Raw genomic sequence first — 17,397 nt, forward strand, 5'->3', positions numbered from 1 at the left:
GCCCGCGCGGCTCGTTCGGTGTCCCCGGTGTGCGCGGTTGCGCAGTGTGGTGCCGGTGGAGGCGCGGCGGCGGTAGCGGTGGTGAGGAGTCGGCGGGGGAGTGGCGAACGCTGAGGAAGGGGCGCGCGGAGCCGTCCGGGTCGGGCGGGTCCGCGCGCTCTGCGTATCCTCGGGGGGTGCTTCTCTCAGACAAGGACATCCGGGCCGAGATCGACGCCGGACGCGTACGCATCGATCCCTACGATGAATCCATGGTGCAGCCATCGAGCATCGATGTGCGGCTCGACCGCTACTTCCGGGTGTTCGAGAATCACCGCTATCCCCATATCGACCCGGCCGTCGAGCAGGCCGATCTCACACGGACGGTCGAGCCGGAGGGCGATGAGGCCTTCATTCTCCACCCGGGGGAATTCGTCCTGGCGTCGACCTACGAGGTCATCAGCCTGCCGGACGACCTCGCCTCGCGGCTGGAGGGAAAGAGCTCCCTCGGCCGGCTCGGGCTCGTCACCCACTCGACCGCGGGGTTCATCGACCCCGGGTTCTCCGGTCACGTCACCCTCGAACTGTCGAATCTCGCGACGCTGCCCATCAAGCTCTGGCCCGGGATGAAGATCGGCCAGCTCTGTCTGTTCCGGCTGTCGTCGTCGGCGGAGTTCCCGTACGGCAGTGAGCGGTACGGCTCCCGTTACCAGGGGCAGCGCGGGCCCACGGCCTCCCGCTCGTTCAAGAACTTCCACCGGACGCAGGTGTGAGCATGAGTGACGTACGGGAGAACCTGACGTACGACAGGTTCGGCGGCGCGATCCGGGAACTGGCGCAGACCATCGCGGACGACGGGTACGAGCCCGACGTCGTCCTGTCGATCGCGCGCGGCGGCGTCTTCGTGGCCGGCGGCCTGGCGTACGCGCTCGACTGCAAGAACATTCATTTGGTGAATGTTGAATTTTATACGGGAGTGAATGAGACTCTCGAAATGCCGGTCATGCTAGCCCCGGTGCCGAATGCGATTGATTTCTCCAATAAGCGAGTCCTGATCGCGGACGATGTCGCCGACACCGGGAAGACGCTGAAGCTGGTCCACGACTTCTGTGTCGACCATGTCGCCGAGGTGCGTTCCGCCGTCATCTACGAGAAGTCCCACTCCCTCGTGAAGTGCGAGTACGTCTGGAAGCGCACCGACGACTGGATCAACTTCCCCTGGTCGGTCGAGCCGCCCGTCGTCCGGCGCGAGGGCCAGATCCTCGACGCCTGAGCGGGTCCGGGAGCAGGCGCCCGGCCGCCCCCGGCCGGGACCCCGGTGCCCCGGGGTCCCGGCCGGGTGGCTGGGATTCCCCGTACAACCATCTCGCCGTCAGGCGGGTCCCAACGGTGTCGGCCGAAGGGGTCGCGACGATGGGAGATCCTTCCGTGGCATCGAGCTGTCGAACGTTTCTGGCCGCCTCCGTGGCGGCGGTTCTCACCGGGGGGCTGATCACGGTCACCGCCGGTACCGCCGTCGCGGCCCCGGCAGCCGCCGGGGTGAAGAGCGATTTCAACGGCGACGGCATCCGTGATGTCGCGGTCGCCTCGCCGGGAGCGCGGGTGGACCGGGTCGACGGAGCCGGCGCGGTCACCGCGTTCTACGGCTCGCCGGCGGGCGTATCCGCCGGCCGGCACACCAACATCAGCCAGAACACGGCGGGTGTCCCGGACGGCGCGGAGCCGCTCGACTTCTTCGGGGCGGCCACCACCGCCGGTGACTTCGACTCCGACGGCTTCTCGGACCTCGCGGTCTCCGCCGTCCGGGAGGACGTGGGCGGCGACGCCGACGCCGGTACGGTGCAGATCCTGTGGGGGTCCCCGCAGGGGCTCTCCGGCGGGTCCACGCTGACCGACCCGGCGCCGGATCGGCACGACCGGTTCGGCGCCTCCCTCGCCGCCGGCGACTTCGACGGCGACGGCACCGACGATCTGGCGGTGGGCACCACCTCGGCCACCCTCCATGTCTTCAGCCGGGGCATCTCCAGGGCCGGGAAGCCGGGAGCGGTGTCCGCGCGCCCCCTGCCCCTGCGCGCTGCGGCCGGTGCCGGGATCTTGAACCTCACCGCCGGTGACGTCAACAAGGACGGCCGCGACGACCTCATGGTGAACGGTCTGAACCCGGTCAAGTCGGCGACCGACGGCAAGTACCACAACGTCAACCACTACGTGCCCGGCTCGGCCTCGGGGCCCAGCGCCGCCGGCGGCAAGCGGATGCCGGGTGGTGACAGCGGGGCGATCGGGGATCTCGACGGCGACGGATACGGCGACATCGTCACCGGGGTGTGGTGGGGCCGGGGCACGCCGGACGGCCCGCCCGGCGGCAAGGTCGTCATCACCCACGGCTCCTCGCGCGGGCCCTCGGCGCGCACCCGGACCATCACGCAGGAGTCCGGCGCCATCCGCGGCGACTCCGAGGGCTGGGACAAGTTCGGCCGGGCGGTGGCGGTCGGGGACATCAATGGCGACGGGCGGCTCGACCTCGCGATCGGCGCCCCCGACGAGAACATGAGGCTCAGCCCCGGGGGAGGCGGCGTCTCCTACTACATGGGCACGGTCACGGTGCTGCGCGGCACCGCGCGGGGCGTCGACACCGAGGCGGGCACGCAGTACTTCCACCACGCCACCCCCGGCGTACCCGGAGCGGCCAACGGCGGTGAGGTGCTCGGCAGCGCGCTGATGCTCCAGGACCTCAACGGCGACAGGGCCGCCGACCTCGTCGCCGGCGCCCCCGGGGACAGCAACGGGGACGGTTCCGCCCTCGTCCTGTACTCCGACGGTGCCGCCATCGGCACCGAGGGGGCGAAGCTCCTCTGGGCCAAGCTGGTCGGTCTCGACCCGGTCGGGTTCCCGAACTTCGGGGCCGCCCTGGACACCTCCCGCACCCGCTACATCTGGCACGACCAGTAGGCCCCGGAACGTCTGTGGGCCCCGCCGTCACGGCGGGGCCCACAGACGTTCCTCCGGGGCGCGACGCGCGCCGGAGGCTCAGATCGTGCCCAGCTTGATGATCGACAGCAGGGCGATCAGCTGGATCGCCGAGGCCCCCAGCGCCTTCGGCCACGGCAGATCGTGCGACTTGCCCACCATCACCGTGAACAGCGCCCCCGCCGCCAGCCAGGTCATCCATCCCAGCACCTGCACCAGGGAGTTCTCGCCGCCCAGGAACATCGCGAAGACCAGCCGCGGCGCGTCCGTGATCGACATGATCAGCATGGACAGGCCGACGGTCGGCTGCCAGGCGCCCGTACCGCCGAGCTGGCGGGCCAGGGTGTGGGTGACCGCGCCCATGATCAGGCCGCCGATCACAAAGGCGACACCGGTCGTCAGGACATAGGGGATCGCCGACGAGATCGTGGCGTTGATCGTCTCTTCGCGCGCCTTGTCGAAGCCGAAGATCGCGAGCATGCCGTAGATCAGGGTGACCACCACCGCGGGGCCCCACACCGGGTAGTCCCGCATCTGGAGGAAGGTCGGGCCCGGGCGGGTCACCATGCCGGTCAGCAATTGCTTCCACGGCAGCCGGGGGCCCGCCGGGGCCGCGGGGGCGTGGCCCGCCTGGTAGGTCTCGCCCTGGCCGTAGGGGTCGTCGACCCGGAACGCCTGGGTGTGGCCCGGGCTGTTCGCGTACGGGTCGTGGGGCGCGGCCGGGCCGCCGCCGTAGGGGGGTTGCTGCTGTTGGGCGTACGGGTCGCCGAAGTACTCCGGTTCGCCGTGCTGCGGATGCGGGGCCCCGCGCCGGCCGCCGGGGGACCGGGGCGGCTGAGGGGACTGGGGCCACTGCGGCGGTGGTGGGTGCGGTTGCTGCTGCTGCGCGTGCGGAGGGCGAGGCGCCGCACGGTCACCGCCGTACGGTGGCGGCGCCTGCCGCGGTTGCTGCTGCTGCGTGCGGTTGCTCCGGCCGCGTCCGATCCTGAATCCAGCCACGCCCTCGAACGTACCCGCTCCGGGCCCGCCGAGTACCGGCGGAACGGTCCACAGCGGTCCTTTGCTGCCGACCTGTGACATCCCCTAAGGGGTCCCCGGGGCCCGGGATCGGGGCCCCGGGGGACGCCGGCGGAGGGGACCGCCGTGCGGACCACCCTGCGGACCGCCGTGCGGACCACCCTGCGGACCGCCGTGCGGACTACCGTGCCGGTTCCGGCTCCGGCGCGTCCTCGGGCTCCGCCGGCGGAGCCGGGTCCTGGGGCGGCGTCCGGACCGAGTCCAGGAGCAACTGGGCCACGTCCACGACCTGGAGGCTCTCCTTCGCCGAGCCGTCGTTCTTCTTCCCGTTGACCGAGTCGGTGAGCATCACCAGACAGAACGGGCAGGCCGTGGAGACGATGTCCGGGTTCAGCGACAGCGCCTCGTCCACCCGCTCGGTGTTGACGCGCTTGCCGATCCGCTCCTCCATCCACATCCGGGCGCCGCCCGCGCCGCAGCAGAAGCCGCGCTCCTTGTGGCGGTGCATCTCCTGCTGGCGCAGGCCGGGGACGGCCGACATGATCTCGCGCGGCGGCGTGTAGACCTTGTTGTGGCGGCCCAGGTAGCAGGGGTCGTGGTAGGTGATGAGGCCGTCGACCGGGGTCACCGGGGTCAGCCGGCCCTCGTCGATCAGGTGCTGGAGCAGCTGGGTGTGGTGGATCACCTCGAACTCGCCGCCCAGCTGCGGGTACTCGTTGGCGATGGTGTTGAAGCAGTGCGGGCAGGTCGCGACGATCCGCTTGGCGGTCTTCGGCTTCCTGGTCGACTCGTCCTCGTCGTCCTCGCCGAACGCCATGTTCAGCATCGCCACGTTCTCCTGGCCGAGCTGTTGGAAGAGCGGCTCGTTGCCCAGCCGGCGCGGCGAGTCACCGGTGCACTTCTCCTCGCCGCCCATGATCGCGAACTTCACTCCCGCGATGTGCAGCAGCTCGGCGAAGGCCTTCGTCGTCTTCTTGGCCCGGTCCTCCAGGGCGCCGGCGCAGCCGACCCAGTAGAGGTAGTCGACCTCGGAGAGGTCCTCGATGTCCCTGCCGACGATCGGCACCTCGAAGTCGACCTCCTTGGTCCACTCGACGCGCTGCTTCTTCGCCAGGCCCCAGGGGTTGCCCTTCTTCTCCAGGTTCTTGAGCATGGTCCCCGCCTCGGACGGGAACGCCGACTCGATCATGACCTGGTAGCGGCGCATGTCGACGATGTGGTCGATGTGCTCGATGTCGACCGGGCACTGCTCGACACACGCCCCGCAGGTGGTGCAGGACCAGAGGACGTCCGGGTCGATGACCCCGTTCTCCTCCAGGGTGCCGATCAGCGGGCGCTCGGCCTCGGCCAGCGCGGCGGCGGGCACGTCCTTGAGGGCCTCGGCGGACGCCTTCTCCTCGCCCTCCATGGTCTTTCCGCCGCCGGCCAGCAGATAGGGGGCCTTGGCGTGCGCGTGGTCGCGCAGGGACATGATCAGGAGCTTGGGGGAGAGCGGCTTCCCGGTGTTCCAGGCCGGGCACTGCGACTGGCACCGTCCGCACTCCGTGCAGGTGGAGAAGTCGAGGATGCCCTTCCAGGAGAAGTGCTCGACCTGGGAGGCGCCGAAGACCGCCTCCTCCGCGCCGTCGTCGAAGACCGTCTCGAAGTCGATCTCGGTGCCGCCGGAGGTCATCGGCCGCAGGGCGCCGAGGGCCGGCGCGCCGTCCGCGTTCCGCTTGAACCAGATGTTGGGGAAGCCGAGGAAGCGGTGCCAGGCGACACCCATGTTGGTGTTGAGCGAGACCGTGATCATCCAGATCAGCGAGGTGCCGATCTTCACCATGGCGGTGAAGTAGATCCAGGTCTGGAGGGTGCCGGTGGCCAGTCCGTCGAAGAGCAGGACGAGGGGGTACGAGACGAAGTACGCGGCCTCGTAGCCGTCGACGTGGTGGATCGCGCCCTCCAGTCCGCGCAGGACGAGGATGGCGAGGCCGATGGTGAGGATGATGTACTCGACGAAGTACGCCTGCCAGGCCTTGGAGCCGGCGAAGCGGGACTTGCGGCCCGCCCGGGAGGGCAGGTTCAGCAGCCGGATCGCGATCAGCACCACAATGCCCACCACGGTCATCAGGCCGATGAACTCGGTGTACATCTCGAAGGGGACGAAGCCGCCGATGACCGGCAGCACCCAGTCGGCGCGGAAGAGCTGTCCGTACGCCTGGACCAGCGTCGGCGGGAGGGTGAGGAAGCCGATCGCGACGAACCAGTGCGCGAAGCCCACGATGCCCCACCGGTTCATCCGGGTGTGGCCGAGGAACTCCTTGGCGAGGGTGATCGTCCGGAGGCGTGGGCTGTCGGTGCGGCTGCCCGACGGCACCGGCTGGCCGAGCTTCACGAACCGGTAGATCTGGGCGACGGCTCGGGCGATGAGCGCAACGCCGACCACGGTCAGGACCAGCGACACGATGATCGCGGCGAGTTGCATTTCGGGGCTCCTCGGGCCTGCGAGGTGGGGGATCGTCAACACTACTAAGCGGTAACTTAATCAGTCCGTGCTGACACTACCCACCTTTTTCGCCGCACTGTAGCCACCCGACCGGTGATCTGTGTCGCTCAGGCGACCCTTCCCCGGCCGCGCGGGCCCGGCCGCGCCCGCGGGAGCGCCGCGAGCCCCGGCGCGCGCCCCCGGAGCACCGCCCCGGGGGTGCGCGCCAGAAGCAGCAGATCCAGGCCCAGCCAGCACTCCTGCGCGTAGTGCAGATCGAGCACCGCCATCTCCTCCCACGGCAGCTCCGAGCGCCCGCCGGTCTGCCACGGGCCGGTGATCCCGGGGCGTACGGCCGCTCTGGCGCGGGCCCCGTCCGCGGCGGCGGCGGTCGCGGGGGCGAGCGGGCGCGGGCCCACCAGGGACATCTCGCCCCGTACGACATTGATGAGCTGCGGCAGGTGTTCGAGGAAGTGGCGGTGGAGCAGCCGGCCCGTGCGGGTGGCCGGGGCGGCGCGGAATCTGAGCATGGTGAAGGGCCGCCCGCCGAGGCCCGCGCGCCGGGCGGGGGCGAGGACCGGGCCCCGGGAGCCGGTGGCGACGGCCACCGCGAGCGCTGCCAGCAGCGGGGCCAGCAGGAGCAGCAGAGCCGAAGCGCCGGCCAGGTCCAGCGCGCGCTTGGCCCGGGAGAGGCCCGGGTGGTCCGGGCGGCCGTGCCGGCTCCGGCGACCCGGGCGATCCTGCCGGCTCCGGCGGCTCCGGGGGCCCGGGGAGCGGGGGCGGCCGGGGTGGCCCGGGGAGCCGGTTGTCCGCGAGGAGGGTTCCGCCATGAGCCGCCGCCGCCCTTGACCCGTGACTGCCACAAGCACCCCAAGGGGTACTTTAAGGAGCATTGCGGGCACACTCTTCCAGATGGGGCGGGGCGAGGGCGGCTCCGCCACGCGCGCCCCGGTGGCGCCCGGCGCGACCCGGCCGGACGGGGGCGGGGGTGCCGCCCCCGGCGGCAGGGGTGCGGATAAGGCTGGGATAAAAGTTGAGCGGGGGCGACTCAGGTCTGTTGACTCCGGGAGGCCGGTCGTGCATCCTTGAGCCAGATCCACTCAAGTAGTCAGCTGGAGGAATTGACATGGCACGTGCGGTCGGCATCGACCTGGGCACGACCAACTCGGTCGTCAGCGTTCTGGAGGGCGGCGAGCCCACCGTCATCACCAACGCCGAGGGCGCCCGGACCACGCCGTCCGTCGTCGCCTTCGCGAAGAACGGCGAGGTGCTGGTCGGCGAGGTGGCCAAGCGCCAGGCGGTCACCAACGTCGACAGGACCATCCGGTCGGTCAAGCGCCACATGGGCACCGACTGGAAGATCGAGATCGACGGGAAGAACTTCAACCCGCAGCAGATGAGCGCCTTCATCCTGCAGAAGCTCAAGCGGGACGCGGAGGCGTACCTCGGCGAGAAGGTCGCCGACGCGGTCATCACCGTCCCGGCGTACTTCAACGACTCCGAGCGCCAGGCCACCAAGGAGGCCGGTGAGATCGCGGGCCTCAACGTCCTGCGCATCGTCAACGAGCCGACCGCCGCGGCCCTCGCCTACGGCCTGGACAAGGACGACCAGACGATCCTGGTCTTCGACCTCGGCGGCGGCACCTTCGACGTCTCGCTGCTGGAGATCGGCGACGGCGTCGTCGAGGTGAAGGCGACCAACGGCGACAACCACCTCGGTGGTGACGACTGGGACCAGCGTGTCGTCGACTACCTGGTGAAGCAGTTCGCCAACGGCCACGGCGTGGACCTCGCCAAGGACAAGATGGCTCTCCAGCGTCTCCGCGAGGCCGCGGAGAAGGCGAAGATCGAGCTGTCCTCCTCCACCGAGACCTCGATCAACCTGCCCTACATCACCGCGTCCGCCGAGGGCCCGCTGCACCTGGACGAGAAGCTCACCCGGGCGCAGTTCCAGCAGCTCACCTCGGACCTGCTGGACCGCTGCAAGACCCCCTTCCACAACGTCATCAAGGACGCGGGCATCGCCCTCTCCGAGATCGACCACGTGGTGCTCGTCGGTGGTTCCACCCGGATGCCCGCCGTCGCCGAGCTCGTCAAGGAGCTGACCGGCGGCAAGGAGGCCAACAAGGGCGTGAACCCGGACGAGGTCGTCGCCATCGGCGCCTCGCTCCAGGCCGGTGTCCTCAAGGGCGAGGTCAAGGACGTCCTGCTCCTCGATGTCACCCCGCTGTCCCTCGGTATCGAGACCAAGGGCGGCATCATGACCAAGCTCATCGAGCGCAACACCACGATCCCGACCAAGCGCTCGGAGATCTTCACCACGGCCGAGGACAACCAGCCGTCCGTGCAGATCCAGGTCTACCAGGGCGAGCGCGAGATCGCGGCGTACAACAAGAAGCTCGGGATGTTCGAGCTGACCGGTCTGCCGCCGGCCCCGCGCGGGGTCCCGCAGATCGAGGTCTCCTTCGACATCGACGCCAACGGCATCATGCACGTGACCGCGAAGGACCTGGGCACGGGCAAGGAGCAGAAGATGACCGTCACCGGCGGCTCCTCGCTGCCGAAGGACGAGGTCGACCGGATGCGCCAGGAGGCCGAGCAGTACGCGGACGAGGACCACCGCCGCCGCGAGGCCGCCGAGACCCGCAACCAGGGCGAGCAGCTCGTCTACCAGACCGAGAAGTTCCTCAAGGACAACGAGGACAAGGTCCCGGGCGATGTGAAGACCGAGGTGGAGACCGCCATCGGTGAGCTGAAGGAGAAGCTCAAGGGCGAGGACATCGCGGAGATCCGCACCGCCACCGAGAAGGTCGCGGCCGTCTCGCAGAAGCTGGGCCAGGCGATGTACGCCGACGCCCAGGCCCAGCAGCCCGCCGGTGACGCCCCGGGCGACGCCGGCGCCGGCCAGCAGGCCAAGGCCGATGACGATGTCGTGGACGCCGAGATCGTCGACGACGAGAAGGACACCAAGGGCGGTGCGGCGTGACCGAGGAGACTCCGGGCTTCGACGAGAAGCCCGACGTCCCCTCCGGCGCCACCTCTGACGATGCCGCCGCCGAGGCCGCCGAGCCCTCCGACGAGGAGAGCAAGGCGGCCCCGGCCGGGGACGAAGCGAAGATCACCGGCCTGACGGCCCAGCTGGACCAGGCCCGCACGGCGCTCGGCGAGCGCACCGGCGACCTCCAGCGGCTCCAGGCCGAGTACCAGAACTACCGCCGCCGGGTGGAGCGGGACAGGGTCACGGTCAAGGAGATCGCCACGGCGAACCTCCTGGCCGAGCTGCTGCCCGTGCTGGACGACATCGGCCGCGCCCGGGAGCACGGGGAGGTGGTCGGCGGCTTCAAGTCCGTCGCCGAGTCCCTGGAGACCGCGGCGGCCAAGATGGGCCTCCAGCAGTTCGGCAAGGAGGGCGAGCCCTTCGACCCGACGATCCACGAGGCGCTGATGCACAGTTACGCCCCGGATGTCACCGAGACCACATGCGTCGCGGTGCTCCAGCCGGGGTATCGCATCGGCGAGCGGACCATCAGGCCCGCCCGGGTCGCGGTGGCCGAGCCCCAGCCGGGGGCGGCGCCCGCGTCCGGCAAGGACGACGCGGCGAACGACGAGGAGAGCGGTGGCCCGGAAGAGGGCTGACGCGCGACGGACAGGAACCGTCCGGAAGGAGGGACGTCGATGAGCACGAAGGACTTCGTCGAGAAGGACTACTACAAGGTTCTCGGCGTCCCCAAGGACGCCACCGAGGCCGAGATCAAGAAGGCGTACCGGAAACTCGCCCGCGAGTACCACCCGGACGCCAACAAGGGTGACACCAAGGCCGAGGAGCGCTTCAAGTCGATCTCCGAGGCGAACGACATCCTCGGTGACCCCAAGCGGCGCAAGGAGTACGACGACGCCCGCGCCCTCTTCGGCAACGGCGGCTTCCGGGCCGGCCCCGGGGGCGCTCCCGGGGGCGGCTCCTTCAACTTCGACCTGGGCGACCTCTTCGGAGGCGCCCAGGGCGGGGCCCAGGGCGGCCCCGGGGCCGGCGGCTTCGGCGGCGGTCTCGGCGATGTGTTCGGCGGACTGTTCAACCGCGGCGCCGGTACGGCCGGCCCGCGCACCCAGGCCCGGCGCGGCCAGGACATCGAGTCCGAGGTGACGCTCAGCTTCACCGAGGCGGTCGACGGGGCCACGGTCCCGCTGCGGATGTCCAGTTCGGCGGCGTGCAAGGCCTGCGCGGGCACCGGAGACAAGAACGGCACCCCCAGGGTGTGCCCGACCTGTGTCGGCACCGGACAGGTCTCGCGCGGCGGCAGCGGCTCCTTCTCGCTCACCGACCCGTGTGTGGACTGCAAGGGCCGGGGCCTGATCGCCCAGGACCCCTGCGAGGTCTGCAAGGGCAGCGGGCGCGCCCGTTCCTCGCGCACCATGCAGGTCAGGATTCCGCCGGGCGTCTCCGACGGCCAGCGCATCCGGCTCCGCGGCAAGGGCGCCCCCGGCGAGCGGGGCGGCCAGGCCGGTGATCTGTATGTGGTGGTCCATGTCGGCGACCACCCGGTCTTCGGCCGCAAGGGCGACAACCTCACCGTCACCGTGCCGGTCTCCTACCCGGAGGCGGTGCTCGGCGGCGAGGTGAAGGTGCCCACCCTGGGCGGCCCCCCGGTCACCCTGAAGCTGCCCGCCGGCACACCGGGCGGCCGGACCATGCGCGCCCGCGGCAAGGGAGCGGTCCGCAAGGACGGCACCCGGGGTGACCTGCTGGTCACCGTCGAGGTCGCGGTTCCCGAGGAGCTGAGCGACAAGGCGAAGGAAGCGCTGGAGGCCTACCGCGAAGCCACCGCGGAGGAGGACCCGCGGGCCGAGCTGTTCCAGGCCGCGAAGGGAGCATGACATGGACGGAAGGCGCCGCAATCCCTACGAGCTGACCGAAGAGTCGCCGGTGTATGTCATTTCGGTGGCGGCTCAGCTCTCCGGTCTGCATCCGCAAACGTTGCGGCAGTACGACCGGCTGGGTCTGGTCTCGCCCGGCCGCACCCCCGGCCGGGGGCGGCGCTACTCCGCCCGGGACATCGAGCTGCTGCGCACCGTCCAGCAGTTGTCCCAGGACGAGGGCATCAACCTCGCCGGGATCAAGCGCATCATCGAGCTGGAGAACCAGGTCGCCGCGCTCCAGGCGCGGGTGGCCGAGCTGTCGTCCGCCGTGGAGAACGCGGCGGTGGCGATCCAGCAGCGCGAGGCCCAGGTGCACGCCTCCTACCGGCGCGATCTCGTGCCGTACCAGGATGTGCAGCAGGCGAGCGCGCTGGTGGTGTGGCGCCCCAAGCGGCCCGGGTCCGGGGACTGACCGGCCGGCCCGGGGGCCGGCGGCCCGCGCGGGTCCCGGCCGCCCCGGAGACCGGCCGCCGGTCCCGGCCGGGGTCCCGGCGGTTCTGCCCGGCGTCCGCGCCGGTCCCGGTGCCCGGCCTCCGGTCTCCCTGGCCGGAAGGTTTCGCAGGGTCCGAGCGGCTCCGCGGCGGATGAACCGCCCTGGGGGCCGCTCGGCCGCGTACCGCCCCCGTCCGGCCCCCCGGCGGCGCCCCGGGGCGGACAGGCTGTCAGGCGGCCCGTAAGGGGCTCCCACGGCCCCCGCCATCGACATCGCCCCCGGTGCGTCCGCACCGGGGGCGATGGTTTTTGGCCTTTCCGCCCCGCCCGGCCCCTCGGGGCCGGGCGGGCGCACCGCACGGGGCGTCAGGAGTCGTGCTCCAGGAGCTTCGACTGCGCGATCAGATACCCCAGCTGGGTGCGGCTGCCGCTGCCCAGCGACGACCCCAGCTTGGCGATATGGGCCCGGCAGGTCCGGACATTCATCCCGAGCCGACGGGCGATGGCCTCATCCACATGCCCCTCCACCAGCAGTTTCGCGATGGATCGCTGCACCCCGGTGATGCCGTCCAGGTCCGGTCCGTAGCTCACCGGCTCCTCCCAGGGCAGTCCGTGCAGCCAGAACTGCTCGAAGACCCCGACGAGATACTCCACGATCCCCTTGTGCCGCAGCTCCAGCGCCGAGAGCCGGTCGCTGCTCGCCGGGATGAAGGCGACCCTGCGGTCCACGATGATCAGCCGGTCGATTATCTCCTCCAGCGTCCGCACCTCCACCCCGGAGGGCCCGACCTGCTCCATATAGGCGAGCGTCGCCGGGTGGTGCCTGGCGGTGTGCTGGTAGAGCGTCCGCATCCGCACACCCCGCTCGATCAGCGGTTCCACCCTGCGCAGCGCCTTCTCCAGGATGTGCGGCTGCCGGCCGCTGCCCGGCTGGACGGTGAGCAGTTCCTCGGTGCAGTCGGCGGTGACCTGGTCGAGGGTCGAGTTGATGCGGTTGAGGCCCTCCAGGACGGTTACGCCCTGGGGAGCGGTGGAATTCTGAGCGGTGAACGCCATGAATGGCTCAAGAGCGTCGGTCAGAGCCACCGTTCGGCGTCGGCGCTCTTGGATCTCCCGCTCAATGGGGTGTATCAGCTGTGTCAGCGCGGTGGTCGGCGGCACCGGACGGAGCCACTGCGCGTCGTCGGGGTCCGGGTGCAGCAGGGCGAGATCGAAGAGGCAGGGTGTGGGTTCCGCTTCCGACCGGGCGATTCGACCGGTACGAAGAGCGGTGATGTACAGACTTTTCCCAGCCTCGCACAACTCGCCGTCTGCATGAGGGTGTCCGAATTCGCCCTCGTTCGACGTCATATGCACCCCCTCAGGCTCCTGCATTACAGGAACATGATGCCTGCCGTCGCTGGTGCAAGCGTTCGGAGTGAGACATCGTCTTATGCGCGGGGGAGGAGGAATGATCAAAAGAGGTGGAGATCACCCATGTCTAGGACGCTACGTGCTCTTTGTGCTCTTGCCATAGCGGCTGCCGCGCTCGGCGTGGGAGCCTCCGGTGAGCCCTCCTGGGGTAGCTCTCCTGCCGACAAGGTGGCGGGGACCCAGGGTGAGCCTTCATGGGGATTCAACGGAGAGCCTTCGTGGGGTTCCGCCCCCACGGAGACGATCGCCGCCGGACTGGGTGAGCCCTCCTGGGGCGACGCGCCGACCGGCGAACCCTCCTGGGGAGTCCCTCCGACCAGCAGCACCGAAGCATGACCGTTCCACCGGACGACCGGGTCTTCCGGCGTGAGATGGCGACGGCCTACCGCTCGGGGTGGCATTTCATCGACCTCGTCACGGCAATCCCCCACCGTGGCGACTCGTTGATGGTCACTCTGTTCGGCGAGCCCATCGTCGTCGCCCGTGAAGAGGACGAGGACGTCCGTGCCTATCGGTGCCTTCGCCGGCCCCGTGGCGCTCCGCAGCCCGTACGGTGCGCGATCCGCTACGGAATGATTTTCGTGAACCTCGACCAGCGTGACCACCAGCTGGCCGAGCCCGACACCACCACCGCCACCCCCCGCAGTGCTTGAGCGATTCCCCCGTCGTACCAAATCGCTCAGGCGCTTCCCCCACACAGCGGCGTCATCGCGGACCTGAAACGCGATGGCGCCGCTGTGCTTTTCCCGGCGCGGCCAGGCCAGGCCGGTACGGGACCGGGGCCGCTTCACGGAACCCGGGCCGCTCAGGCGCGTGAGATGCCGGCCCCCCGGCCGAGCGCCCGCTCCACCGTGATCTCGACGACCACCCGGTCCGGGTTGGGCGCGGGCATCCGCTCGTACCGCTCCGCATAGCGGCGCACCGCGTCCGCCACCCGCTCCTCGTCGGTGTGCACCCGGGCGCGGCCCTCCAGCGTCGCCCAGCGCCCCCGGTCCACCTGGCAGACCGCCACCCGCGCCCCGCCCTCCCGCTCCGCGCGGAGGATGTGGGCGACCTTCCGGCTGCCCTTGTTGGTGATCACCCGCGCGAGTCCGGTCCCCGGGTCGAAGGTCACCCCCACCGGGACCACATGCGGGCTGCCGTCACCCCTCAGGGTGGTCAGGGTGCAGAGGTGGTACTCCCGCCAGAAGGCGAGGTACTCGGGGCTGAGAGTGCTGACATCGAGAGCCATGGCGTCAGCGTAATTGCAGCTGCCAAGGGGTGAACGGCCCGCCCGCCGCCCGGTCCGCCACCCGGATGGCGCACCATGGTTGAGTGGAATAGACTCAACTTTGTGCAGGTTAAAAGCGTCAGTGTTCAGGGGAAGGAGAGGGACGCACCCCGACCGTGCCCTGACCACCGGCCTACGCCCTGACCATCGGCCCGCGCCCCGACCACCGGCCCGCGCCCGACCCGCGCCCCGACCGGGCCCCGGCCTCGGGCGGAGCCCGCCGAGGCCCGCCGGGCCGCCGCCCCCACCGACCACCGCCCCCCAAGAAGGAGGAGAGCCCGCACGTGGACGCCGAGCTGACCAACAAGAGCCGGGACGCCATCAACGCCGCCACCAGCCTGGCGGTGTCCGGCGGACATCCCGATCTGACCCCCGCTCATCTGCTGGTCGCGCTGCTCGCCGGCCAGGAGAACGAGAATCTCGTCGACCTGCTGGCGGCCGTCGAGGCCGACCAGGCCGCCGTGCGCGCCGGAGCGGAGCGGCTGCTCGCCGCCCAGCCCAGCGTCACCGGCTCCACGGTCGCGCCGCCGCAGCCCAACCGGGAGTTCCTCGCGGTGATCACCGAGGCGTCCCGGCAGGCGAAGAAGCTGAACGACGAGTACGTCTCCACCGAGCATCTGCTGATCGGTCTCGCCGCCAAGGGCGGACAGGCCGGCGAGGTGCTCACCCAGCAGGGCGCGTCGGCCGGACGGCTGCTGGACGCGTTCGAGACCGTCCGTGGAGGCAGGCGCGTGACCACCCCCGACCCCGAGGGCCAGTACAAGGCCCTGGAGAAGTTCGGCACGGACTTCACCGCCGCGGCCCGCGAGGGCAAGCTCGACCCGGTCATCGGCCGGGACCAGGAGATCCGCCGGGTCGTCCAGGTGCTCTCCCGCCGCACCAAGAACAACCCGGTGCTCATCGGCGAGCCCGGCGTCGGCAAGACCGCCGTGGTCGAGGGCCTGGCCCAGCGGATCGTCAAGGGCGATGTGCCCGAGTCGCTGAAGAACAAGCGGCTGGTCTCGCTCGACCTCGGGGCGATGGTCGCGGGCGCCAAGTACCGGGGCGAGTTCGAGGAGCGGCTCAAGACCGTGCTCTCCGAGATCAAGGGGAGCGACGGCCAGATCATCACCTTCATCGACGAGCTGCACACCGTCGTCGGCGCGGGCGCGGGCGGCGACTCCGCGATGGACGCGGGCAATATGCTCAAGCCGATGCTGGCCCGGGGCGAGCTGCGGATGGTCGGCGCGACCACCCTGGACGAGTACCGCGAGCGGATCGAGAAGGACCCGGCGCTGGAGCGCCGCTTCCAGCAGGTGCTGGTCGCGGAGCCGACCGTCGAGGACACCATCGCGATCCTGCGCGGGCTCAAGGGCCGGTACGAGGCCCACCACAAGGTCCAGATCGCCGACTCGGCGCTGGTGGCGGCGGCCACCCTCTCCGACCGGTACATCACCTCCCGCTTCCTGCCCGACAAGGCCATCGACCTGGTGGACGAGGCCGCCTCCCGGCTCCGGATGGAGATCGACTCCTCCCCGCTGGAGATCGACGAGCTCCAGCGGGCCGTGGACCGGCTGCGGATGGAGGAGCTGGCGCTCAAGAACGAGTCCGACCCGGCCTCCGTCCAGCGGCTGGAGAAGCTCCGCCGCGACCTCGCCGACAAGGAGGAGGAGCTGCGCGGCCTCACCGCCCGCTGGGAGAAGGAGAAGCAGGGCCTCAACCGCGTCGGCGAGCTGAAGGAGCGCCTCGACGAGCTGCGCGGCCAGGCCGAACGGGCGCAGCGCGACGGCGACTTCGACTCGGCGTCCAAGCTGCTGTACGGGGAGATCCCGGCACGGGAGCGGGAGCTGGCCGAGGCGTCCGAGGCCGAGGCGGAGGTGCGGACGGACACCATGGTCAAGGAGGAGGTCGGCCCGGACGACATCGCCGATGTGGTCGGCTCCTGGACCGGGATTCCGGCCGGCCGGCTGCTGGAGGGCGAGACCCGGAAGCTGCTGCGGATGGAGGAGGAGCTGGGCCGCCGGCTGATCGGCCAGAGCGAGGCCGTGGCGGCCGTCTCGGACGCGGTCCGGCGCACCCGCGCGGGCATCGCGGACCCCGACCGGCCCACCGGATCGTTTCTCTTCCTCGGCCCGACCGGTGTCGGCAAGACGGAGCTGGCCAAGGCCCTCGCCGACTTTCTCTTCGACGACGAGCGGGCGATGGTCCGCATCGACATGTCGGAGTACAGCGAGAAGCACAGCGTCGCCCGGCTGGTGGGCGCCCCGCCCGGCTATGTGGGGTACGAGGAGGGCGGCCAGCTCACCGAGGCGGTGCGCAGGCGCCCGTACAGCGTGGTGCTGCTGGACGAGGTGGAGAAGGCGCACCCCGAGGTCTTCGACATCCTGCTCCAGGTGCTGGACGACGGGCGGCTCACCGACGGACAGGGCCGCACGGTCGACTTCCGCAACACGATCCTGATCCTCACCTCCAACCTCGGCAGCCAGTTCCTGGTGGACCCGGCGGTCGGCGCGGAGGAGCGGAAGGAGCGGGTCCTGGAGGTCGTCCGGGCCTCGTTCAAGCCGGAGTTCCTCAACCGGCTGGACGATCTGGTGGTCTTCTCGGCGCTGACCGTGGACGAGCTGGAGCACATCGCGGGGCTCCAGCTCGACCGGCTGGCCCAGCGGCTCGCCGAGCGCCGGCTCACCCTGGAGGTCACTCCGGAGGCGCTCCAGTGGCTGGCCCGGGAGGGCCACGACCCGGCGTACGGGGCCCGCCCGCTGCGGCGGCTCGTGCAGACGGCGATCGGGGACCGGCTCGCCCGGGAGATCCTCGCCGGGGAGGTCACGGACGGTGACATCGTCCGGGTGGACCGTTTCGAGGACGGTCTGATCGTGGGCCCGGCCGCCGGGAAAACGCCGTAGTCCGGGCGGTGGGCGCGGGCCCGTGACGGCGGGCCCGCGCTCCCTCGGGGGTAGGGGGT

General features: G+C 70.7%; 14 protein-coding genes. 9 read left to right on the forward strand and 5 right to left on the reverse strand.

Annotated elements, in window-relative coordinates; all coding sequences use genetic code 11:
- Positions 1-176 precede the first annotated feature (176 nt).
- The 3 genes from dcd (at position 177) to ABT122_RS12860 (ending at position 2,928) form a co-directional block, all read left to right on the forward strand.
- Positions 177-752 carry a dCTP deaminase gene (gene dcd, locus ABT122_RS12850; RefSeq protein WP_351549678.1) on the forward strand — a complete coding sequence of 192 codons (576 nt, stop codon included), beginning with the start codon at positions 177-179 and terminating at the stop codon, positions 750-752.
- A gap of 2 nt (positions 753-754) precedes the next feature.
- Positions 755-1,252 carry a phosphoribosyltransferase gene (locus ABT122_RS12855; protein WP_351549681.1) on the forward strand — a complete coding sequence of 166 codons (498 nt, stop codon included), beginning with the start codon at positions 755-757 and terminating at the stop codon, positions 1,250-1,252.
- A 140-nt stretch (positions 1,253-1,392) separates the two neighbouring features.
- Entirely contained in the window at positions 1,393-2,928 is a 1,536-nt protein-coding gene (locus ABT122_RS12860; RefSeq protein WP_351549683.1) for an FG-GAP repeat protein, read from the forward strand.
- A 78-nt stretch (positions 2,929-3,006) separates the two neighbouring features.
- Here ABT122_RS12860 and ABT122_RS12865 read toward each other — a convergent pair whose 3' ends face one another.
- The 3 genes from ABT122_RS12865 to ABT122_RS12875 form a co-directional block, all read right to left on the reverse strand.
- Positions 3,007-3,945 (reverse strand): Yip1 family protein, encoded by a 939-nt coding sequence (locus tag ABT122_RS12865; protein ID WP_351549686.1) that lies wholly within the window; start codon positions 3,943-3,945, stop codon positions 3,007-3,009.
- Positions 3,946-4,144: 199 nt separating this feature from the next.
- Positions 4,145-6,427, reverse strand: a complete 2,283-nt coding sequence (locus tag ABT122_RS12870; protein ID WP_351549689.1) for a heterodisulfide reductase-related iron-sulfur binding cluster — start codon at positions 6,425-6,427, stop codon at positions 4,145-4,147.
- A gap of 128 nt (positions 6,428-6,555) precedes the next feature.
- The gene (locus ABT122_RS12875) at positions 6,556-7,257 is read right to left on the reverse strand and encodes a sugar transferase (RefSeq protein WP_351549692.1); all 702 of its coding nucleotides are present in this window, start codon (positions 7,255-7,257) and stop codon (positions 6,556-6,558) included.
- 296 nt (positions 7,258-7,553) lie between these two features.
- On the opposite strand from ABT122_RS12875, the gene dnaK reads away from it, so the two are divergent.
- The 4 genes from dnaK to ABT122_RS12895 are packed head-to-tail and all read left to right on the forward strand — an operon-like array spanning position 7,554 to position 11,753.
- Complete coding sequence (dnaK, locus tag ABT122_RS12880) at positions 7,554-9,413, forward strand: molecular chaperone DnaK (protein WP_351549695.1); 1,860 nt, start codon at positions 7,554-7,556, stop codon at positions 9,411-9,413.
- A complete protein-coding gene (gene grpE / locus ABT122_RS12885; protein WP_351549698.1) occupies positions 9,410-10,063 on the forward strand; it encodes a nucleotide exchange factor GrpE in 654 nt (217 codons plus the stop codon). The genes dnaK and grpE overlap by 4 nt, the downstream gene beginning before the upstream one ends.
- Before the next feature lie 39 nt (positions 10,064-10,102).
- On the forward strand, positions 10,103-11,299 hold the full coding sequence (dnaJ, locus tag ABT122_RS12890) for a molecular chaperone DnaJ (RefSeq protein WP_351549701.1): 1,197 nt from the start codon (positions 10,103-10,105) through the stop codon (positions 11,297-11,299).
- A 1-nt stretch (position 11,300) separates the two neighbouring features.
- Entirely contained in the window at positions 11,301-11,753 is a 453-nt protein-coding gene (locus ABT122_RS12895) for a heat shock protein transcriptional repressor HspR (protein ID WP_351549704.1), read from the forward strand.
- 386 nt (positions 11,754-12,139) lie between these two features.
- Here the strand turns inward: ABT122_RS12895 and ABT122_RS12900 are convergent, their stop codons facing one another.
- Entirely contained in the window at positions 12,140-13,123 is a 984-nt protein-coding gene (locus ABT122_RS12900) for a helix-turn-helix transcriptional regulator (RefSeq protein WP_351549707.1), read from the reverse strand.
- Between the two features lie 395 nt (positions 13,124-13,518).
- On the opposite strand from ABT122_RS12900, the gene ABT122_RS12905 reads away from it, so the two are divergent.
- The gene (locus ABT122_RS12905) at positions 13,519-13,839 is read left to right on the forward strand and encodes a (2Fe-2S)-binding protein (protein WP_351549710.1); all 321 of its coding nucleotides are present in this window, start codon (positions 13,519-13,521) and stop codon (positions 13,837-13,839) included.
- Between the two features lie 152 nt (positions 13,840-13,991).
- Here the strand turns inward: ABT122_RS12905 and ABT122_RS12910 are convergent, their stop codons facing one another.
- Positions 13,992-14,417 (reverse strand): pyridoxamine 5'-phosphate oxidase family protein, encoded by a 426-nt coding sequence (locus ABT122_RS12910; protein WP_351549713.1) that lies wholly within the window; start codon positions 14,415-14,417, stop codon positions 13,992-13,994.
- Between the two features lie 323 nt (positions 14,418-14,740).
- Here ABT122_RS12910 and clpB point away from each other — a divergent pair, with 323 nt between their 5' ends.
- Positions 14,741-17,338, forward strand: coding sequence for an ATP-dependent chaperone ClpB (gene clpB / locus ABT122_RS12915; RefSeq protein WP_351549716.1), 2,598 nt, complete (start codon positions 14,741-14,743; stop codon positions 17,336-17,338).
- Positions 17,339-17,397 lie beyond the last annotated feature (59 nt).

This window comes from Streptomyces sp. NPDC001985, assembly GCF_040296845.1.
Taxonomy (GTDB): domain Bacteria; phylum Actinomycetota; class Actinomycetes; order Streptomycetales; family Streptomycetaceae; genus Streptomyces.